General features: G+C 28.3%; 20 protein-coding genes. 3 read left to right on the plus strand and 17 right to left on the minus strand.

The annotated features are described in order from the left end of the window. Window positions 1-147 precede the first annotated feature (147 nt). Window positions 148-2,136, plus strand: a complete 1,989-nt coding sequence (locus tag B2W91_RS10030) for a fructose-1,6-bisphosphatase (protein WP_291580460.1) — start codon at window positions 148-150, stop codon at window positions 2,134-2,136. Between the two features lie 738 nt (window positions 2,137-2,874). On the opposite strand, the gene B2W91_RS10035 is transcribed toward B2W91_RS10030, so the two are convergent. From B2W91_RS10035 to pepT, 3 genes are all read right to left on the minus strand, one after another. After that, the gene (locus tag B2W91_RS10035) at window positions 2,875-4,053 is read right to left on the minus strand and encodes a S1C family serine protease (protein ID WP_291580462.1); all 1,179 of its coding nucleotides are present in this window, start codon (window positions 4,051-4,053) and stop codon (window positions 2,875-2,877) included. Between the two features lie 520 nt (window positions 4,054-4,573). Further along, window positions 4,574-5,752: a S1C family serine protease gene (locus B2W91_RS10040; protein WP_291580464.1), complete on the minus strand. Its 1,179-nt coding sequence runs from the start codon at window positions 5,750-5,752 to the stop codon at window positions 4,574-4,576. Window positions 5,753-6,198: 446 nt separating this feature from the next. After that, entirely contained in the window at window positions 6,199-7,419 is a 1,221-nt protein-coding gene (gene pepT / locus B2W91_RS10045; RefSeq protein ID WP_291580466.1) for a peptidase T, read from the minus strand. A 403-nt stretch (window positions 7,420-7,822) separates the two neighbouring features. On the opposite strand from pepT, the gene B2W91_RS10050 reads away from it, so the two are divergent. Continuing rightward, a complete protein-coding gene (locus B2W91_RS10050) occupies window positions 7,823-8,311 on the plus strand; it encodes a thioredoxin family protein (RefSeq protein ID WP_291580468.1) in 489 nt (162 codons plus the stop codon). Window positions 8,312-8,362: 51 nt separating this feature from the next. Here the strand turns inward: B2W91_RS10050 and B2W91_RS10055 are convergent, their stop codons facing one another. The 11 genes from B2W91_RS10055 to B2W91_RS10105 form a co-directional block, all read right to left on the minus strand. Then, window positions 8,363-9,040: a hypothetical protein gene (locus tag B2W91_RS10055; RefSeq protein WP_291580469.1), complete on the minus strand. Its 678-nt coding sequence runs from the start codon at window positions 9,038-9,040 to the stop codon at window positions 8,363-8,365. A gap of 248 nt (window positions 9,041-9,288) precedes the next feature. After that, window positions 9,289-9,921 (minus strand): endonuclease III, encoded by a 633-nt coding sequence (gene nth / locus B2W91_RS10060; RefSeq protein ID WP_291580471.1) that lies wholly within the window; start codon window positions 9,919-9,921, stop codon window positions 9,289-9,291. Window positions 9,922-10,441: 520 nt separating this feature from the next. Continuing rightward, complete coding sequence (locus B2W91_RS10065; protein ID WP_291580472.1) at window positions 10,442-10,900, minus strand: GNAT family N-acetyltransferase; 459 nt, start codon at window positions 10,898-10,900, stop codon at window positions 10,442-10,444. A 622-nt stretch (window positions 10,901-11,522) separates the two neighbouring features. Beyond that, window positions 11,523-12,482, minus strand: a complete 960-nt coding sequence (locus B2W91_RS10070) for an L-threonine 3-dehydrogenase (protein WP_291580473.1) — start codon at window positions 12,480-12,482, stop codon at window positions 11,523-11,525. 27 nt (window positions 12,483-12,509) lie between these two features. Next, window positions 12,510-13,700, minus strand: coding sequence for a glycine C-acetyltransferase (locus tag B2W91_RS10075; RefSeq protein WP_291580475.1), 1,191 nt, complete (start codon window positions 13,698-13,700; stop codon window positions 12,510-12,512). 539 nt (window positions 13,701-14,239) lie between these two features. Then, window positions 14,240-14,983, minus strand: a complete 744-nt coding sequence (locus B2W91_RS10080) for a lysophospholipid acyltransferase family protein (RefSeq protein WP_291580477.1) — start codon at window positions 14,981-14,983, stop codon at window positions 14,240-14,242. A gap of 74 nt (window positions 14,984-15,057) precedes the next feature. Continuing rightward, complete coding sequence (gene queG / locus B2W91_RS10085) at window positions 15,058-16,041, minus strand: tRNA epoxyqueuosine(34) reductase QueG (RefSeq protein ID WP_291580479.1); 984 nt, start codon at window positions 16,039-16,041, stop codon at window positions 15,058-15,060. 253 nt (window positions 16,042-16,294) lie between these two features. Next, window positions 16,295-17,263 (minus strand): NAD(P)/FAD-dependent oxidoreductase, encoded by a 969-nt coding sequence (locus B2W91_RS10090; RefSeq protein ID WP_291580481.1) that lies wholly within the window; start codon window positions 17,261-17,263, stop codon window positions 16,295-16,297. 164 nt (window positions 17,264-17,427) lie between these two features. Beyond that, the gene (locus tag B2W91_RS10095) at window positions 17,428-17,988 is read right to left on the minus strand and encodes a GNAT family N-acetyltransferase (protein WP_291580484.1); all 561 of its coding nucleotides are present in this window, start codon (window positions 17,986-17,988) and stop codon (window positions 17,428-17,430) included. Window positions 17,989-18,215: 227 nt separating this feature from the next. Then, complete coding sequence (locus B2W91_RS10100; protein ID WP_291580485.1) at window positions 18,216-18,770, minus strand: hypothetical protein; 555 nt, start codon at window positions 18,768-18,770, stop codon at window positions 18,216-18,218. 293 nt (window positions 18,771-19,063) lie between these two features. Further along, a complete protein-coding gene (locus tag B2W91_RS10105) occupies window positions 19,064-19,624 on the minus strand; it encodes a hypothetical protein (protein WP_291580486.1) in 561 nt (186 codons plus the stop codon). 271 nt (window positions 19,625-19,895) lie between these two features. On the opposite strand from B2W91_RS10105, the gene B2W91_RS10110 reads away from it, so the two are divergent. Next, window positions 19,896-20,972 (plus strand): NAD(P)H-dependent flavin oxidoreductase, encoded by a 1,077-nt coding sequence (locus B2W91_RS10110; protein ID WP_291580487.1) that lies wholly within the window; start codon window positions 19,896-19,898, stop codon window positions 20,970-20,972. A gap of 598 nt (window positions 20,973-21,570) precedes the next feature. Here B2W91_RS10110 and B2W91_RS10115 read toward each other — a convergent pair. The 3 genes from B2W91_RS10115 to B2W91_RS10125 all read right to left on the minus strand — a co-directional run bounded on the left by B2W91_RS10115 (window position 21,571) and on the right by B2W91_RS10125 (window position 22,692). Further along, a complete protein-coding gene (locus B2W91_RS10115) occupies window positions 21,571-22,017 on the minus strand; it encodes a GatB/YqeY domain-containing protein (protein WP_291580488.1) in 447 nt (148 codons plus the stop codon). Window positions 22,018-22,042: 25 nt separating this feature from the next. Further along, window positions 22,043-22,219, minus strand: coding sequence for a 30S ribosomal protein S21 (rpsU, locus tag B2W91_RS10120; protein WP_003357777.1), 177 nt, complete (start codon window positions 22,217-22,219; stop codon window positions 22,043-22,045). 128 nt (window positions 22,220-22,347) lie between these two features. Further along, the gene (locus B2W91_RS10125) at window positions 22,348-22,692 is read right to left on the minus strand and encodes a histidine triad nucleotide-binding protein (RefSeq protein WP_291580489.1); all 345 of its coding nucleotides are present in this window, start codon (window positions 22,690-22,692) and stop codon (window positions 22,348-22,350) included. Window positions 22,693-22,914: the final 222 nt, after the last annotated feature.

Here is a 22,914-nt window from a genome sequence, read left to right on the forward strand (position 1 = left end):
ATTGCTAGTCAAAAATAAATTTAAAGAAATTATTTTGTCTAAAAATAATTTCCTCTTTAATTGTCAATCGTCAATTCTCCATTGTCAATTGATTAAGTTGTTCGTTGGTTAATTAATTAAGTTAAGCAATAGAAAAGGAGATTTAACATGTTGCCATTAAATGAAATAAGTGTTGATATAATTGAGGATGATTTAAGGTATCTTAAGCTTTTATCTCACAAGTTCCCTACAATTTCAGATGCTTGTACGGAAATTATAAATCTTCAAGCTATATTGAGCTTACCAAAAGGAACGGAGCACTTCCTTACAGATATTCATGGTGAATATGAAGCTTTTAATCATGTTTTAAAAAATGCTTCAGGAGTAATTAAAAGAAAAGTTAATGATATTTTTGGAAATACTCTAAGAGAGAGCGAAAAAAAGGAGTTATGTACATTAATATATTACCCTGAACAAAAGCTTGAGCTTGTAATGCAAGAAGAAAAAGAACTTGATGATTGGTATAGAATAAATCTATATCATCTTATAGAGATATGTAAATTAGTTTCTTCTAAATATACTAGGTCTAAAGTCAGAAAAGCTTTACCACCTGATTTTGCATATATTATTGAAGAACTATTACATGAACAGCAAATCAGACCAAATAAACAAGATTATTTTAATGGTATATTAGATACGATTATAAGAATTGGAAGAGCAAAGGAATTCATTATTGCTATTTCTCATGTTATCCAAAAACTTATAGTTGATAGACTTCACATAGTTGGAGATATTTATGATAGAGGACCTGGTGCTCATATCATAATGGAAAGCGTAATGAAATATGATAATATAGACATTCAATGGGGCAATCATGACATATTATGGATGGGAGCCGCTGCTGGATCTGAAAGTTGTATTGCCAACGCTATTCGTATTTCTACAAGATATGCTAATCTAGAAACATTAGAAGAAGGTTATGGCATTAATTTATTGCCACTAGCTACCTTTGCTATGAACACTTACAGAGATGATCCTTGTAAATCTTTTAAACCAAAAGATACTGCAGGAAATTATAAAGAAAAAGATTTAAAACTTATGTCTCAAATGCATAAAGCAATTTCCATAATTCAATTTAAGCTTGAGGGAGAAATAATGCAAAGAAGACCAAGCTTTAATATGAAAAATAGATTGCTTTTAGATAAAATTAATTTTGAAAAGGGTACGATAATGGTAGATGGTAAGGAATATGAGCTTAACGATACCCACTTCCCTACTATCGATCCTAAAAATCCATATAAACTTAATGATGAGGAAAAAGAATTAGTTTCTAGACTAAAATCTTCATTTTTAAGTAGTGAAAAGCTTCAAAGGCACACTAGATATCTATTTTCTAAAGGAAGTCTATATTTGACTTATAACTCAAATCTTTTATATCATGCTTGCATTCCACTAGATGAAAATGGTAACTTTAGAAAAAGTAAAGTTGCTGGAAGACAATATAGTGGTAAAGCTTATTTAGATATAGCTGATAGAATTGCAAGAGAAGGTTATTTTAATAAAGGCAATTCGGAAACAGACCAATATGCCTTAGATTTTTTATGGTATTTATGGTGTGGAGAAAATTCTCCTCTATTTGGTAAAGATAAAATGGCAACCTTTGAAAGATATTTTATCAATGACGCAACAACTCACAAAGAATGTAAGGATCCTTATTTTGGATTTAGAGATAAAGAAGAAATTTGTAATAAGATATTAGAAGAGTTTGGACTCGATCCAACTAGCTCTCATATTATAAATGGTCATGTTCCTGTTAAAGCTGTTAAGGGAGAAAGCCCTATAAAAGCTAATGGTAAATTGTTAGTTATAGATGGAGGCTTTTCAAAGGCATATCAGCCTGAAACAGGACTTGCAGGATATACATTAATTTATAATTCCTATGGATTACAGCATGTATCACATGAACCATTTGAATCTACACAAAAAGCGATAGAAGAAGGAAAAGATATATTATCTTCCTCTATAATACTTGAAACTACAAAATCAAGACAAAGAATAAGAGATACAGACATAGGAAAAGAATTAATAACTCAAATTAATGATTTAGAAAAACTCCTTATGGCTTATAGAAAAGGTCTTATTAAGGAGCTTAAATAATTCACAATTCACAATGCACAATGCACAATTCACAGTTGTAGATATTTCTCAGTAATAACTGAGAAATTTAAAATTGATTCTTTTTTGAAGTTACACAGTAACTTTTTATGAAAGAAACTAGCAATTGTATTGCTAGTTAAAGAAATCCATTGAAAGAAATTATTTTTCTAAAAATAATTTCTTCATTAATTGTGAATTGTGAACTATGCATTGTGTATTATTTTAAATTAGATATACCTTATTTTTAAAAACAGCTTATAAATATATATATTATAAATTCCTAACAATCCAAAAGGGGAAGGTGAAAACCTCCCCTATTTTTTTAACTTTAAAAATCTAAAAATTGATTAAACTCTCCATAATATTAGTATAATATCACTAATTTTTGCTCCGAATTATACTGCACTACATCTGCGGTATTGAAGAATACTTTAATTATATTGCTTATCTCCATAATGCTAGCATAAACTTACTAGTTTTTTGTTCCGAACTATACTGCACCNNCTACTGTTCCCCAGAGGTGAAACAAAAAAACAATATCCACAACAAGGAGGCTATCTTGTTGTGGATACTGTTTTTTGTGTTTCGGTTTTTTTAATATTCTAATATTAAAAGGGGGATAGATATTAATTACCTAAAGATAATTTATTAACTAGCGTCAATTAATTACCTAAGGTTAACTAATCGCATAATTAATTGGTTTTTGGCATCTTGAACTAGTTAGTTTAGATACCTTATCTATTCTAATTTTAAGTTAGCTATCATTGTTTTTCCATCTCTTATAAATTCTACAGGTACTACGTCCCCATCTTTATAAGAGTCTTTAATTTTATTTATTTCTTTAACTGTACTAACCTTTTTATTAGCAAATTTAACTATTACATCTCCTGGTTGAAGCCCACCTTTTTGAGCTACACTTAAGCTTTCTACCTTTTCTATATAAATTCCAACAGGTAGCTTATTAGCCTTTGCTAATTCTTCATTAAGGTTTATACAGGAAACTCCTAACTTTAATGTTGGTTTTGTTAAATTATCAAGTTTATTAAGCACTTCATTTATTGGAATTGAGAAGCCTAAACCTTCAACTCCCTGCTTACCTATTTTAGCAGTATTTATTCCAATTACTTGACCTCTAGAGTCAATTAATGGTCCGCCACTATTACCTGGGTTGATAGCGGTATCAGTTTGTATTAACTTTAATGTCTTACCATCTTCAAACTTCATTTCCCTGTTTAAGGCACTTATAATACCTGTTGTTACTGAGCCAGAGAATTCTTTCCCTAATGGATTTCCTATAGCTACAACCTGCTCTCCAACTTCTAGTGCATCTGAATCACCAAACTCTAATACTCCTGGCATTTCTACTTTTTCTGTTATTTTAAGAACTGCTAAGTCTGCATCTTCTTGATAATTTACAACTTTAGCAGAAACTTCTTTACCATTATGAAATATTACTTTAACTTCTGAAGCTCCTTTAATAACGTGGTAGTTAGTTAAAACAGCTCCATTTTCGTTAAATATAAATCCTGAACCAATTCCTTCTTGAGGTTCAAATTGCCATCCAAAAAAGTTCGAACTTACAGTTTTTGTAGCAACCCCTACAACTGCTGGAGAAACTCTCTTAGCAATCTCCGGTATGTTCATTGAGCTTGTATTAGTCAATGGCACAGAGGTATCATTATTTGTTTGTGGCTTAGAAGATATATTTTTATTATTGCTATTATTTATTATGCTGTAAGTTATAGTACCTCCTACTGCTCCACCTAAGAGTGAGCAAATAAGAGCTATAGCTATATAAGCACCAAACTTCCTATTCTTTTTTTGTTTTACAGGTTTTTCTACTGTAAAACTAGTATCATATATATATGTTTTTTCCACTTCATTATCTGAGTCATTAGAATTATTAAACTCACTCATAGTATGTAACCTCCTTATCTCAACCCTGTAACTAAATATTAGTATAGTTATATGTCAATTTTGTGTCTGTATAATGACATTTCAATGTCATTATAAAAAACTTTAAACTTTTATGACATCTTTCCCCCTATATTGTAATAAAAGTGTTGTTCAAAACATTATTCTAATAGTATTATCTCTATGTTAATTAAAGATAATACCTATTAATTAATAACGAGGAATAAGAATTTATGTAAACCACCCTTCTACAATGGAGGATGGAAAATTGACAATGGACAATTGTGGATATTTCTCAGCAAAGGCTGAGAAATTTAGAATTTACTAACTGTAGCGGAGAACAGTGTTCTCCATAATATTTTTTATATTGATATTAAATTATGATATATGCAAAAGAAAAATGGCGAACACTGTTCGCCGCTACAAAGGTTTATTAAAGAAATTAATTCGTGAAGAATTAATTTCCTCCTTAATTGTCAATTGTCAATTGTCCATCGTCAATTTTCCATTGTTTAACTTTTATCTATTCTAATGTTAAATTGACTTGCATTGTTTTTCCGCTTCTCACAAGTTCTACAGATACTACGTCCCCTTCATTATGAGATTCTTTAATTTTATTTAGTTCTTCAACTGTGCTTACCTTTTTACCGTCAAATTTAACTATTACATCTCCTGGTTGAAGTCCTCCTTTTTGAGCTACACTCAAGCTTTGTACATTTTCTATATAAATTCCAACAGGTAGATTATTAGCTTTTGCTGTTTCTTCATTAAGGTTTAAGGCAACAATACCTAGCTTTAATATTGGTTTTAATAAATTATCAAGTTTATTAGATGCTTCATTTATTGGTATTGAAAATCCTAAACCTTCAACTCCCTGCTTACCAATTTTAGCAGTATTTATTCCAATTACTTGTCCCTTAGAATTAAGTAATGGTCCTCCACTATTTCCTGGATTTATAGCAGTATCAGTTTGTATTAATTTTAATGTCTTTCCACCTTCAAATTGTATCTCTCTATTTAAAGCACTTACAATACCCGTTGTTACAGAACCAGAAAATTCTTTTCCTAATGGATTTCCTATTGCTACTACCTGTTCTCCAACTTGTAGTTCATCTGAGTTACCAATTTCTAATACTCCTGGCAATTCAACTTCTTCTGTTATTTTAACAACAGCTAAATCTGCATCTTCTTGATAATTTACAACCTTAGCTGTAACTTCTTTGCCATCATATAATATTACTTTAACTTCAGAAGCACCTTCAATAACATGATAATTAGTTAATATATATCCTTCCTCATTAAATATAAATCCTGATCCAATTCCTTCTTGCAATTCAGATTGCCATGTAAGTGAGCTCTGATTTATAGATTTTGTAGCAACTCCCACAACTGCTGGCGAAGCTTTTTTAGCAATTTCCGGTATATTCATAGATGATGTATTGCCTACTGTGGTAGAAGTATTAGTAACTGTTTCTTTATTAGAAACTGTATTCTTATTATTATTATTTATTACAGCGTAAGTAGCTGTACCTCCTACAGTCCCTCCAAGTAATGAACAAATAAGTGCTATTGCTATAAAACTACCAGCTTTTTTATTCTTTCTTTGTTTTTTAGGATTTTCTACTGTAAACTTCGCATCATATATATATGTTTTTCCTACTTCTTTATTAGTTGTATTGTTAGAATCATTAAACTCATTCATAATATACAATCCCCTCTCATTAATGTTATAACTAGATGTTAATATAGTTATATGTTTGTTTTGTGTCTGTATAATGTCAATTCTGTGTCATTATAAAAATTTTATTTTTAATAAAATTAAATATAATTAACTTTTTTAATAATTTTAAAGAAGATTTTTTATCATTATGAGCTTAATTCACAACTTATTGATTAAGAATGAAGGATGAAGAATGAAGGATTTATGGATATTTCTCAGCAGGGGCTGATAAATTTAGAATTGATTCTTTTTTTATACAAAGTAACTTTGTATAAAAAAATGGCGAACACTGTTCGCCGCTACAATAAAAAAACTAGCAATAAGATTGCTAGTCAAAAAAATCCGTTTAAAGAAATTATTTTGCTAAAAAATAATTTCCACCTTAATTGTGAATTGTGAACTGTGCATTGTGCATTGTTTAAACTGTTTTATTTATTTGCATAAATATCTATAATTTTTAATATTACTTCAACTGCTTTTTCCATTGATTCAATTACAATGTATTCAAATTTACCATGGAAGTTATGTCCACCAGTAAATATATTTGGAGTTGGTAATCCCATATAAGAAAGCTTTGATCCATCTGTACCACCCCTTACAGGTATTACAAGTGGTTCTATATTTAATTGCTTCATAGCTTCTATTACAGTTTCAACTATGTGCATTTCAGCTTCAATTTTTTCTCTCATATTATAATAAGTATCACTTATATTTATCTCAACAGTTCCTTCACCATATTTTTTATTTAGCTGTGAAGCTATTTCTTTCATATAGCTTTTTCTAGATTCAAATTTATCCATGTGAAAATCTCGTATTAAGAAAGATGCCTTTGCTTCTTCTACTTCCCCATGGACTTCGTCAAGCATATAAAAGCCTTCATATCCTTCTGTAGTTTCTGGTCTTTCATTTTCAGGAAGTTTATTTATATATTCCATAGCTATTAAGCTAGCATGTATCATTTTTCCTTTTGCTGAACCTGGATGAACATTTCTACCATGGAATTTAACTTCAGCGCTAGCAGCATTAAAAGTTTCATATTGAATTTCTCCAATTTCTCCTCCATCTAATGTATAGGCAAAGTCAGAATTAAATTTTTCAACATTAAAATTATTGCATCCTGTTCCTACTTCTTCATCTGGAGTGAAAGCAACTTTTATAGTTCCATGTTTTATTTCTGGATGATTTATTAAATATTCCATAGCTGTCATTATTTCAGCTATACCTGCCTTATCGTCTCCACCTAATAAAGTGGTACCATCTGTTGTAATTAATGTTTTGTCTATATAATTTTTAATTTCTGGAAAATCTTTTGTTGATAAAATTGTGTTCTCATTTAATTTTATATCTCCACCATCATAATTTTTAATTATCTGTGGATTAACATTTGTACCAGAATAATCTGGCGCTGTATCCATATGAGCTAAAAAACCTATTGTTGGTACTTTCTTATCTATATTTGATGGTAATGTTGCCGTAACGAAACCTTTATCATCCATCGTTACATCAGCCATACCTATTGATTGTAATTCTTCTAAAAGAATTTTTCCAAAGACCAATTGTCCTTCTGTACTAGGCAATGTATTTGAATCTTCATCACTTTTAGTATCATATTTTATATAATCTAAAAATCTCTCTATAAGTTTTGACATTATTATCCCTACCTTTTTTTATAAATATTTGCAATATTTATTTTATTATATCACTTTCCTAAATTCACCTCAATTCAATTCAAAATTCACAGTGCACAATTCACAATTATGGATATTTCTCAGCTACTACTGATAAATTTAAAATTGACTAACTGTAGCGGAGAACAGTGTTCTCCATAATATTTTTTATATTAATATTAAATTATGATATGTAAAAAAGAAAAATGGCGAACACTGTTCGCCGCTACAAAAGATCAGTTAAAGAAATTATTTTGCAAAAAAATAATTTCCTCCTTAATTGTGAATTGTGAAATGTGCATTATGAATTATTTTAGCTTATGTATAATTTTTCAAGTTTTCTTGATATAATAATATTATCATCACATAAAGGGAGGGTTAAAAAATGATTGATTTATCAAAAGGTTTAAGCTTTGATTCCTATTTAAAGAAATCCCAAGAAAAGTACGGAGATATTCAAGATAAAGCTTATAATAATACTGACTTATCAAAAGATGCTAAGGAAGAAATTAAAAAATTAGATAAAATTATTCATGCTACTGTGTTTACTGAAGGCTTTTGCCCAGATTGTATAGTTACAATTCCATTTATACAAAAATTAAGTGAAGAAAACTCTAACTTAAAAATTCATTATATGCCAAGAACTGGCTTTGAAGACTTCTTGGAAGAAGCAGTAGGAAGTAAATCGATCCCAACTATTATAACTTTTGATGAAGAGATGAATCCTAAAGGTGCATATGTCGAAACTCCAAAGGAGCTTCAAGAAAAGATGGTAGGATTATCACAAGAAGAAAGAAAAGCAATCTATGGTGAATATAGAAATGGAAAGTATAATAACTTAATTGAAAAAAATTTACTAGATATAATACTATAAAAAAATCGTGGCTTTTAGTCACGATTTTTTTATAATAAATAATTTTATAAATTAATATTTTTTTCCGTATTGATCTACAACTTCCATATCTTTCTCCAACATCCCATGGGCATATCTAATTTCTATTATTATTCTTATATAATTTATAAGTACAACTATTAATACTATCAGTATAAGTATAATACTAAAAATATATAACCTATGCAAAGTAAAGTTAAATCCAGATGCTGGAGAAAGCGCCTCAACTACAGACCATATTAATATTATACTATATAATATTAAAGATACGATAATAGAATCTCTAAAGCCCTTCCATAGTTTTTTAATTTTTACAGCCCAGAAGTTCTTATCTTTCTCTTCATACATTTTAGAAATTCCAACACATATAGAATACACACCAAATAAGATTATAATACCTAACATCGCTTCAACTATCACGTATGGCCAAGCATTCTTTAGCATATGAATAATCTCTTTTTCAGGTTCTATAATTTCTGGAATTGATATCTTAAATGAAACAAACAATGTTATAATACTTAATCCCAATATAGTACTATAAGAGATTGCTGCATTTTTAAAATGCTTATTTTTATCCTTTAAATTGTAACATCCATAAATTATTAATACGTATCCAATAAAAGTTGTAACAAGATTAAACTTATCCAAAACTTTAACTGGAATATTAAGCAATAAGATAAATCCCCAAAATATTGCATTTAAAGGTAACACACTTATACCCCCTTTTTAATTATTTACAAAATTTTATAAAGCCTCCATATATAATATTCCATTTTTATCATTTAATTCCTTTAACTCTTTATCTTGTACACAAAAGCAACAAACTTTATTCAATGAGCAATTGCGGAAAATAAAAAAACTAGCAATATAAAATTGCTAGTCAAAAAAATCTGTTCAAAGAAATTATTTTGTCTAAAAATAATTTCCTCCTTAATTGTGAATTGTGAAATGTGCATTGATTAACTTTTTCCATTAAAATATTCACAATGTTGAACTATTGGACATTCTTCACATTTTGGTTTACGAGCATTGCAGATTTTTCTTCCATGCCATATTAAGTAATGGTGAGAATCACTCCACATTTCCTTAGGTATATTTTTCATGAGTTTTTGTTCTACCTCATCTACATTCTTTCCTTTTGCAATTCCAATTCTATTTGAAAGTCTAAATACATGGGTATCAACAGCTATTGAAGGAACTCCAAAGGCATTGGATAATACTACATTAGCAGTTTTTCTTCCCACACCTGGAAGCTCTATAAGTTCCTCCATGGTTTTAGGTACTTCTCCTCCATGCTTTTCTAAAAGCATTCTACAGCATCCTAAAATATTTTTGCTCTTATTTCTATAAAAGCCGCAACTTCTTACTTTTTCCCCTAGTTCTTCTTCTGTTAAAGTAACCATAGCTTCTGGAGTATTATATTCTTTATATAACTCTTTAGTAACTTTATTCACTCTTTCATCAGTACATTGTGCTGATAGAATAGTTGATATTAAAAGTTCAAAAGGCGTAGTAAAATCAAGTCCGCATTTTGTTCCTCCATACACTTTACTTAATATATCTAAAACTTTACCTCTATTTTCTTTGTTCATCATATCACCCAATTTCTTAAGTTTAATAAGATATCTGAAATAAAATAATAAGTCAAAGATACAACATCTATTTTACCTTAGACAAGGAAACATATCCCACCTATAGTTTAGCTATGAGTGAATTATTCTAATGCAATATGGCTAAAAATAGACTAATATACTGACTAGTTATTTTTTGAAGATATCTACTATTTCTTAATATATTATATCAACTTTAACTTATAATACACAACTTTTGAATTAACAATACATAATAAAGAGAATTTTATATTATACTTCATTAAAAAACTTATATATCTTTTATTAGTTGTCTTATTTTTGAAATTTGTTCTTAAAATTTTTCAATAATATGAATAAAAAATTAGTAATTAGGCAAACTAATTAATGAATACGATAAGAAAACTCCAAATATAACGCAGACATAACATATTCTTATTAATAAAAAATTTAAGAATATTCCTTAATTGCAATTATCAAAAAGACTTACTAGAAAAATTTCTAGTAAGTCTTTTTGATTTTTCTATATAATCTCTTCAAGAATTATAGTTCTTTTATAAAATTTAAATTTTCTATAAAAGTTTAATACCTCTTCATTCCCCTCAGCTACACCTATTATTTTTTTCTTTGAATTATTATCATTAAGATAAGTTAATGCTCTTTCCATTAATTCTTCACCTATACCCTGCCCTCTGTATTCTTTTTCTAGGTAAAGAGAATCAACTTCACCAACTAAGTCTAAATTTATTGTACTTATACAATAACCTATATATGTTTCTCTATCTAAATCTTTAACTAAATCTATATTTACCTTTAAGTCTTTATTACAAAATTTCTCTTTCCTAAGCTCAAAAGTAAATCTTTCATAATTATGAGAAAAATTATTAGAATTTCCCCTATGATAATTATTTAGTTTCTCCCATAATGGCTTTATTGAATCTAAAAGCTCTATACCCCCATTAATATAATCAATATTTTTCATTTTTTTCCCCCTTATCTTCTTTGTTTTTATTGATATAAATATTTAGAACTTTAATAATTTTAAACATTAGAACTATAAGAAAAGCCTCCTTAAAAATATTAAGCCCCATTAAGAGGCTAAACCCCCATGCCTCTTCTATACTAGCTCCCCCTAAATTGATGATTATATTTATTTTAACATAATTTACAAAATATTACTTGAATAATTGGAAGTTGACAACTTTATTTAATTCACAATTCACAATGCAGAATTCACAATTGTAGATATTTCTCAGCAGGAACTGAGAAATTTTCAATTGATTAATTGTAGCGGAGAACAGTGTTCGCCACATATTATTGCACTAATATTAAATTATAAGAAACATAAAAAAAGCTGGCGAACACTGTTCGCCCCTACAATAATTAGCAATTGCATTGCTAATTAGAAATACATTAGAGAAATTATTTTGTAAAAGATACTTTAATTATATTGTTTATCTCCATAATATTAGTTTAAGTTCAATAATTTCAGTTCCGAACTATACTGCACCCCAGGGGAACCCTAACGGGTTTCACTACTGTTCCCCAGGGGTGGAATAATAAAAAACTAGCAATGCATTGCTAGTTTTTTATATTATAATTTATTATTTATTTCCTATGCCTTTTTCTCTTAATTTTTGTAGCATGTCAGCTGTCATTTTATCTAAATCATATTCAGCTTTAAATCCCCATTCTTCTTTAGCAGCTGTTGGGTCAATTGAGTCTGGCCAAGTATTAGCTATTCCTTGTCTTACTGGATCTGGCTCATAGCTAATCTCAAATTCTGGTATATGCTTTTTAATTACAGCTGCAATTTGTTCTGGTTCAAAGCTCATTGCTGTTATATTAAAAGCATTTCTATGCTTTAACTTTGATGGATCAGCTTCCATTAATGTTATTATTGCATTTATAGCATCTGGCATATACATCATATCCATATAAGTTCCCTTATCAATGTATGAAGTATATTTTCCACTTTTTAATGCTTCATAATAAATATCAACAGCATAATCTGTTGTTCCGCCACCTGGAGGTGCTACATAAGATATAAGACCTGGGAATCTTACTCCTCTTGTATCTACTCCAAATTTAGTATGATAGTAATCACATAATAACTCTCCAGAAACCTTTGTCACACCATACATAGTTTTTGGTCTTTGAATTGTATCCTGTGGAGTATTTACCTTTGGAGTATCTGGACCAAAAGCTCCTATTGAACTTGGCGTGAAAAATTTGCAATTTAGTTCTCTTGCAACTTCTAAAGCATTAACAAGTCCACCCATATTTATATCCCAAGCTAATTGAGGTTTAGCTTCAGCTACTGCTGAAAGTAATGCAGCTAAGTGAATTATTGAGTCAACTTCATATTTCTTAGCTATTTCAAGCATTGCACTTCTATCAGTAACATCTAATATTTCAAATACTCCGCCCTCAACTATAGGGTTTCCTTCTGGTTTTCTTATATCTGTAGCAACAACATTATCACGTCCATAAACTTCTCTTAATTTTGCTACTAATTCCGTACCAATTTGTCCTAAACAACCTGTAACTAATATCTTTTTCATAATTACTATCCTCCCAAGCGTTATCTTCTAGATTATTCCCATTTCTTTTCCTACTTTTTCATATGCTTTAATAGCCTGATCTAACATTTCCTTAGTATGAGCTGCTGAAGGCATATTTCTAACTCTTGCTGTACCCATTGGAACTGTTGGGAATACAATAGATTTTGCATATACTCCTTCTTCATATAACTTCTTGCTGAATTCTTGAGCCTTATCAGCTTCTCCTATTATACATGGAGTAATTGGAGTTTCACTATTTCCTATATTAAAGCCTAATTCTTTTAAGCCTTTCTTTAAATAATTTCCATTTTCCCATAGCTTATCATGAAGTTCTGTGCTTTCAGTTAATATTTTTATAGCTTCTATACAAGCACCTGCTGCTCCTGGTGTCAATGCAGTTGAGAATAGGAATGGTCTACCTCTAACTTTTAACCAATCAATTAAATCTTTAGAACCAGCAACATATCCTCCAACTACACCAATAGCTTTAGATAACGTACCTATTTGGAAGTCTATCTTATCTGATAATCCAAAATGCTTAACAGTTCCTGCTCCTTTTCCTAATACTCCTGAACCGTGTGCATCATCAACGTATGTAATTAAGTCAAATTCTTCAGCTATTTCCACTATTTCAGGAAGTTTAGCTATATCTCCATCCATAGAGAACACACCATCAGTTATAACCATTATTTTTTCATATAATCCTGATTCTTTGGCTTCTTTAGCTTTCGCTCTTAAATCGTCCATATCAGAATGTTCAACTCTTATAATTTTTGCTCCTGATAATCTACATCCATCTATAATTGATGCATGGTTTAATGCATCTGAAAGTATAGCATCTTTTTTACCCATAACTGCTGAAATTGCAGCCATATTACAGTTAAATCCAGATTGGAAAGCTATTGCAGCTTCAGTATGTTTAAACCCTGCTAATCTTTTTTCAAGTTCTGAGTGTATATCTAATGTTCCATTAATCGTTCTAACTGCTCCTGCTCCTGCTCCGTATTTTTTAGTAGCTTCAATTGTAGCTTCAATCATTCTTGGATGAGTAGCAAGTCCTAGGTAGTTATTTGATGAAAGGTTTATAAGTTCTTTTCCATCAATATTTATAATTGGACCATTTGCTCCATTTATAATATTAATTTCATTATATAAGCCTTTATCTCTAAGGTCTTGTAAATTGTCTTTTAAGAATTTTTCCAATGATTTACTTCCCATGTCTATACCTCCGTATATTACGTTTTAAAAATATTTTAAATTTATTAAACTTTTATAAGTAATATTAATAAATAATTATTATCACTTTATTAATTATGTATTATTCCCTATTCTACATTTTTTGCATAACTCCTGCTTGAAATTTGAAAAAAATTTCATTTTTTAATACTAATTACATAATAACCTTCAATTAAGTAGTAGTATTTCAATAACTTTACATATTATTATATCAAAAGTTTATTTAATTTTAACTATACAAATATTATTTTACTTTTAATTGAAAATATATGCACTTTAAGTACAAATTTCTTCTTTAATCGAAGATAATACATGATTTTATAATCGTTTACATTTTAAATTTGTCATTTTAACTATTTATTTTAAGACAATATTTTCATCTTATATATTTAGCTTATATTAAAAACAAATTAACTAAATTCACATAAGAATCTTTCTACTAGTTTATTCTATTAAAGAACAATAATAATTATACAATAAAAAATCTATACCTTATTAGATATAGATTTTTTCTTATATAATTATTCACTTTTCTGGCTATTAGAAATTTCATCGTTATTTTCTTCTAGAGAGTAAACTCCTCTATACTTTTCTGGTATTAATTTTGCAATTGAAAGCATAAGCTCTTTTAATGCTCTATTACTATAACTATTTTTATCCTCATCTTTTTGCTTTTCTACTATTTCCACCGGTAATCCTATATTAATAAATATATCTGCTTTTTTAAAGCTTTCTTTTCCCATATCATTATCATTTATTGGCATAAAATTCTCTGTTCCACATAATCCTATTGGTACTATAGTAGCTTTAGACATTTTTGCTATTAAAAGAAGCCCTTTTTTAGCTTCTATCATGCTACCAGTTCTACTTCTTGTCCCTTCTGGAAAGATAACTATATTTCTTCCTTCTTTTAAGTTTTTAATTATCTTTGCAATAGCCTCTTTATCAGCAGAATTCGGCTTTATAGTTATAGTTTCAACAACTCTTATTCCCATTTTAGTAAAAGAATTTTCACTTAGCTTTTCTCCAGCTACAAATATAGGCTTTTTCTTTTCAAGAATTGTATTTAAAACTAAGCCATCTGCATTGCTTAAATGATTAGATATAAATATAATTGGCCCTTCTAGACTTTCTATATTTTCGTATCCCGTAATTTTAACATTTGCATATTTTTTATAATATCTATAAATAGCTGATTGTATTAATTTATCTCCTAAGCTTTTTGGAAGCTTTTCTATCAAACGAAATTTAGCAGCTAAATCCATTCTTTATCCACCTCTACATTTTAAAATTCTATTATAATCTTCAACTTATAAAACCTGTATAAATTTATAATTGTTTAAGTTTTATTTTTAAAAAGTTTATCATAATATTCCCTTATATATGGGGAATTTATATTCTTAATTATATTATCTTTATCTTCATGCTTTATATTATTATAATTAATAAGGCTATTTCTTATTAGAATATTTTTGCCTCTCCATCCACAACTACATTTTTGATATTTCTCTTTAAAAGTAGTATTATTCATATTAATTATATCTATAAGCTCATCTTCTTTCATAAAATCAAAAGCTTTAAACTCTTCTATCTGTGAAAATTTAGCTTTTTTATTATAAGGACATATATCTTGGCAAATATCGCATCCAAAAATCTTACCTTTAAACTTATCAAACCAATATTCATCTATATGCTTCTTTTGAGTCATATAGGATAAACATTTATTAAAATCATTATCCTTTACTTGCTCTTTAAGAGTGTTAGTAGGACAAACATTTAAACATAATTGGCATTTTCCACAACCCTCTTTTATAGGACTATCAATTTCTAATGGTAAATCTGTTATTATTTCTCCGAGAAATACATAAGAACCATATTCTTTAGTGATAAATGTATTGTTTTTTCCTACGAATCCAATACCGCAAAGATATGCAATATATCTTTCTGGAAGTGGATTATTATCCACAAATCCTATAGCTTTTCCACCTAAACTCTCAATATATCCACATATTCTCTGTAGATATCTTTTTACTACTGCATGATAATCTTCACCTAAAGTATATTTTGAAAAATATTTAACTTTTCGATTTTCGTCATGTAAATATGGAAATGCTATTGATATTATAGTTTTTCCATCTTCCATCAATAAAAACGGATTTATTCTTTTTTCTATATCATCTTCTTCAAATTCTATCTGAAATCCTTTTTCTTTCCTATAAGAATAATAATTTTCTAATTCAGAAAAAACTCTACATGTTGTAAACCCAACAGTTGTAAAGCCTAAAGATTTACAAAAGTTTATAATACTAGTTTTATTGTTCATTTTTATAGTCCTTTATAAATTTTATTTAATATATTATAACACAACTTATACAATTGAGGATTGAGAATGGACAATTGACAATTAAGGTGGAAATTATTTTTTAGCAAAATAATTTCTTTGAACGGACTTTTTGCTAGCGATTATATCGCTAGCTATTCTGTGGCGAACACTGTTCGCCGCTACATAATAAATTCAAAATTTCTCAGTGATAACTGAGAAATCTCCATAATTGTCCATTGTCAATAGTCAATTCTCAATTGCCTAAGTATTCTGCTGCATATTTTCCTACTAGTTCACTTTCTATTTCTATTTTATTTATTTGTTCATATCCTTTAACTACAGTACCACAAGCAAATATTCCCTCTATTGAAGTTTCCATATTATCTTTTAAAATCATTTCTGAGCTTTCTGAATCTATATTTATACCTGCTTTTAATGCTAGAGCATTTTCTGGGTGAAGGTAAATAGATAAAACTAAAGTATCACAGCTTATGTAACTTTTGCTATTAGGAATAACTTTGTCATTCTCATCTAAAAGCCCTATATTTACTCCTTCAACTCTTGCTTTACCAAAAACATTAGTTACTCTAGACTTTAACATAACAGGTATATTAAAGTCCTTAATAAAGGTTTTCACTTCTTCACTAATTGCACTTAGTCCATCTGTGGTCTCAATAATCCCTTTAATCTTTGCTCCTTCTAGTATTAGGCTTCTTGTTGCAAATAATGCTGGATCCCCTGAACCTAAAACTAACACTTCTTTACCTGGCATTATCCCTGCTCTATTAATTAACTTTAATGTTGATAAAGAAGTAATTATACCTGAACATCTATGACTTAATATGTTTTTATATCCTAATGGCCTTTCTCTACATCCCGTAGCTAATATTATTGCCTTCGAAGAAATTTCTAAAATTCCTTCTTCATTTACTGCTACTATGGTTTTATTTATATGTAAACTTATAACATCTGTTGAAGTTTTATATTCTATTTCATATTCTATCAGTTTATTAACTAGGCTTTGAATATACTCTGGTGCCGTTAAATCTCCTTCTATATATTTACTTCTAAACCCACTATGAATACAATTTATTAACATTCCCCCAAGTTCTATTTCTCTATCTATAATTAAAATATCTTTAATACCATTTTCTTTTGCAGCAATTGCCGCCATCATGCCGCTTGGTCCTCCACCAATAATTACAAGGTCATATTTCATCATAAATAAACCCCTCCATAATAATAGGTCACTAATTTCTAAGTTTCTATACACTACCAATTATAATATAAAATTCATAAGTTGTAACTTACCCAATTTATGGCGATGAATTTAAACCTAAAAATAGTATAACCCTATAGGGCTATACTATAATTTGTTTAGAAATTTTAATCATTGCTAGTCCACTCTTTTTTTAGAATTGAGTAAACTGCTACACTACAAAACTTATTATTTCTAATTTGAACTTCTCTTAATGTTCCTTCATAAACCATTCCACATTTTTGCATTACTTTTCCAGAAGCTACATTATTAATGTCATGTTTCGCACAAATTCTGTTTACTCCGACTTCTTCAAATAGGTATTTTATTATTGCATTAAAAGCCTCTGTTGTAATACCTTTATTCCAATATTTACTTGAAATGCAATAGCCAATTTCACAAGCATCATGCATATCTTCTAATTTAACAATTGATATATTGCCAATTACCTCGTTAATCTCTTTTAACTCTATTACCCAATTATAAACACTATTATCTTCATATTTAGATATCCATAGATTAATAATATCTTCTGAATCCTTAATATCTTTGTGAGTTTCCCAAGATAAATACTTTGTTACATTAGCATCGCTTCCCCAATTTTTAAACATATCATTTGAATCAGTATCTTTAAACTTTCTCAAGATAAGTCTATCAGTCTCTATTAAAATAGTACCTTTATGTTTCATCAAATTCTCCCCTTTATTGCCCTTAATTATATTATTATTATATACAAGTAAAAGTAAATCTCAAGAAAAATTCACCATTTATGCATATGTTGCTGTTCTGCTTTTAAAACCTTTATCAAAGAGGTTAAATATATAGAATCGAATACTTCTACAACTTTTGATAAAGCTTTATATGCAAAAAACCCTCTATAAATATAACTATATAATATATTTATAGAGGTTAATTATTATAGTTTTACTCCTAAAAATATGAGAAAAATTCCTAATATGATATAAATAATTGTTTCATAAGAAAATTTATTTTTCTTATTTTCTTTTATATATTTTTTTATTTCATCTATTATTTGATTACATATACTATTACCCTCAAGCTGAGATAAGTAAACTGTAGTTCTTCTAAATATCTCTCTTAATTTTATATCTACTCGTTTTTCTCCATAAGCTATCATTAAAGTATCATCCTCAAGTTCCCATGGAATACTTTTTTGTGAAAAAAAGTCTGCTAATATTTCAATTAATTCTTCCTTAAGCAATCCATAAACAGTATAAACTTTTGCATAAAATACAAATATCACCAAAATAGCTGCTATACATATAGTTGTTATTATCGTAAATCCATCCTTTTCTCTAATAGTTCTTAATATCGATTCAATAAACAGTATATAAAAAAATATTGAGCTTCTAATCAATCTTTCTTTAACAACAAATTTTCTTCCGCTTATAAGTACTCCAAATACTACAATTATAACTCCAAATACTATACTTAAAATTTTTAAAATCACAATCTTCCTCCTAAATTATCTCTATCCCTAAATTATATGATTTTAAAAAAACTTATATCATTTAATACTATTATATTTTTAAATATAGCTATTTAACTCTACATTTATTAGAAACTCTTCTGACCATAAGAAGTTGCATAACAATTTGTTATAAAAAAACTAGCAACTACATTGCTAGTTTAAAATCAGTTAAAGAAATTAGTTTGGATAAAACTAATCTCAAACTCAATTGTCAATTTTTCATAGTCAATTCTCAATTGCCTAAGTTTATATTTTAAAAATTACTAACATTATTATATAAAAAGTCCTAGAGAAATTATTATAACTCCAAGTAGCATTAATATTGCTGACGCTGGTGAAAACTTATTTCTTTTATCTTTATAGAATTCTTTTTTTAGCTCTTTTATTATTTCATCACATTTTTCTTTATCCTCAATATTAACTACATTAATAGATGTAATGTGTGATGTAGATTTTAGTTCAATTTCGGTGGTTTTCTCTCCTATGTCCACTGATAACTTATCTTCATTCTTAGCTATATTATAATTAAATTTTTTCCTTGTGAAAAAATTAGTTAGAACTGTAGTTGCCTCATCCTTAGACATCCCAAAAAAAGAATAGGTTTTTCTATAATATATAATGACTAAAATATAAAATATAAGAATTAATATTATTGAAGCCATAAACATAACTACATTGTGTAGTTCTATTTTAAAAATCCCTTGAAAAATCGAATAAATGAATAGGAATATAATAAATGAACTTTCTTTTATAACTATTTTTCTTTTAGATATATATAAACCTAATAATAAAATTATTATTCCTGATAAAATATTAACACACTTCATTATCATATATTTCTCCTAAACTATTAATATTTATTATAATAACATTTTTTTTAGATTATTTTCAATATTTATACTATTAATATTTTTTAAATTTTATAATTCATACAGTACATGACTCAATGAGAATATTTTTTCTACTTACAGTTATATTCATTTTATTATAATAGTTTCCTAAAAATTATAAGTTGATGATACTTAAATAATAGATTATAATTATTACAAATTAGTTTGATTATCAAAATGTTTTATAATCAAAACAAAGGAGATGTTTTATTAAATGGATATAAAACCATTAAAAATAGGAGATTTAGAAGCACGATTACCTATAATTCAAGGGGGAATGGGGATAGGCATATCTCTATCTAATTTAGCTTCTGCTGTTGCAAATTGTGGGGGTATTGGAATTATATCTGCAGCACAAATAGGATATGATGATGAAGATTTTAAAACTAATGCTTTTGAAGCAAATTTAAAAGCATTAAGAAAACATATAAAGCTTGCCAAAGAAAAAGCTCCAAAAGGAATAATAGGGGTTAATTTAATGGTAGCAATGAAAAACTATGAAGAATATGCTCTAGAAGCTATAAAAAGTGGAGTAGATTTAATAATCTCAGGTGCTGGACTTCCTACTACTCTTCCTAAAATAGCTAAGGGTTATAAAACAAAGATTGCACCCATTGTATCTTCTCTAAAAGCAGCTTCTGTCATATTAAAAATTTGGGATAAAAAACATAATGTAGCCCCTGATATGATTGTAGTAGAAGGTCCTAAAGCAGGAGGACATTTAGGGTTTCACAAAGAAGACATAGAAAAAGAAGACTGTAGTTTAGAGAGTGTAGTTCCGCAAATAATTGAGGTAGTTAAACCTTATGAGGAAAAATATAATAAAAATATTCCTATAATTGCTGCTGGTGGAATTTATGATGGATTTGATATTGCAAAATTTCTAAAATTAGGTGCTCACGGAGTGCAAATGGGTACTAGATTTGTAGCCACTGAAGAATGTGATGCACATATAAACTTTAAAAAAGCTTATATAGATAGTAGTAAAGAAGATATCTCTATCGTCAAAAGTCCTGTAGGAATGCCTGGACGTGCCATATTAAATAGTTTCACTAAAACAGTGGAATATGAAAGGCAAAAGATTGATAAATGCTATAATTGCCTAATTCCTTGTGATCCAAAAGAAACTCCATATTGTATAACCACAGCTTTAATAAATGCAGCAAAGGGTAATATGGAAAAGGCATTAATCTTTGCTGGTGAAAATGCATATAAAGTAAATAAAATAATTCCTGTTGTGGAACTTATGCATGCCCTCGAGAGTGAAATAATGATTTCAATTGATGATTAAGAATTATAATTAGTTAAAGATTAAGAATGAAGAATTTATGGAGACTTTTATTAAAGATACTTTTTAACTTTAATAAAAATTAATTTCCTCCATAGTCTTTCATTCTTATATTTTTTTGCCATTCTTTTATGTTATATCCCTAAACTTGTTTAAATAGCATATAGGGTTCCTTAATGAAAATTTAGCTTATGCACGATTTTAATTTCTATAATAAAATTTTTACAATGAATTAAAAATTAAGAATGAATAATGAAGAATTATGGTTAAAACTCCACCGTCAAAGCCTTTGGAGTTTTTTTAGCAAACTTCATTTTAGAAATTCACTAACAGTGAATTTCATCCTAAATTTTTCATTTTTAATTATTAATCCTTAATTTCTAAGGATTTAAGCTATTTTTACAGAAAGTTTATTTTCCAAAGTATATTTTAAGTTTTCACATTGTATCCCTATAAGGCTAGTATATATGTTAAATTTTATGATTACTTATTAGAATAAATTACTTTAAAGAAAAAAATCGTAACTTTGTCACGATTTTTTAATTAATATTTAAGCTTCAATTTTTATATATACAAAAAGAACTCAGATAATTCTGAGTTCTTATTTATTCAAATATTCTTTAACTATTTGACTTACAATTTTTCCATCTGATCTGCCATTTGTACTTGGTCTAACGGCAGCCATTACTTTTCCCATATCTTTCATGCTATTTGCGCCCAATTTTTCCGCTGACTCTCGAACAATTTCTCGAATTTCATCTTCAGTTAACTGCTGAGGAAGGTATTGTAGCAAGATATCTATTTCAGCATTAGTGCTGTCTACTAAATCTTGTCTATTTCCTTTTTCAAATTCTTGCAAAGCATCACGTCTTTGCTTAACTTCCTTAGCTAAAACCTCAATGACTTGATCATCATTAAGACTTGATTTGTTATCTTTTTCTACTTGTAATATAGCAGCTTTTGCCATGCTTATCACTGAAGCCTTAAATTTTTCTTTTCCTTTTAAGGCATTTTTCCAGTCTTCTTGTAATCTATCCTTAAGGGACATAGCCTGTTACCTTCTTCCAAAAATTCTATTTGAATTTTCTCTTTCTTGCAGCTTCTGATTTTTTCTTTTTCTTAACGCTTGGTTTCTCATAGTGCTCTCTTTTTCTTACCTCTGAAAGAACACCAGCTCTTGCACACTTTTTCTTAAATCTTCTTAAAGCATTCTCTAGTGATTCGTTTTCTCCAACTTTGATTTCTGACATTATTATCCCTCCCTCCGCTAGCTCAATTCAACTTTTAAATTAAAAGTAGCCAATGCGGGGCATAAATAGCACATTTTTAATTATACAATATAATTTTACTTACTGTCAAGATTTTCATTATTTTTTCTTTAACCTGGTGGCCACTTTAAACTTCTTCCAGCTAAAAGATGAAAATGTATATGATTTACTGTTTGCCCACCATCTTTTCCTGTATTAGTTACAACTCTATAACCATCCTCATCTATTCCTAGATCTTTCGCAATATTTTGTATTGTTAAAAATATATGTGAAATAAGATGTGAATTTTGGTGATTTAAATCATTAATACTAGCTATATGAACTTTAGGAATTACAAGTACATGAATTGGTGCTTCTGGGTTTACATCCTTAAAAGCAAGCACTTTATCATCTTCATAAACCTTACTGCAAGGTATTTCCCCGTTAATTATCTTGCAAAATATACAATCACTCATTTTCTCACCTCCAATTTAATCTAATTGATAATAAACAACAATAACGTTATTATTTTTGTTTTACTAAAATAATATTCTACAAAAACAATATTTTTCCTTCAAGAAAATTCATTATAAGTAAATTATGTAACTATAATGAAATAAATGAGCCTTGTTGTTATTAAATCTATAGGGCTCCTTAATGAAAATTTAATTTATGCATGATTTTAATTTCCATAATAA

The sequence above is a fragment of the Clostridium sp. UBA6640 genome, from assembly GCF_002455975.1.
GTDB lineage: Bacteria > Bacillota > Clostridia > Clostridiales > Clostridiaceae > Clostridium_J.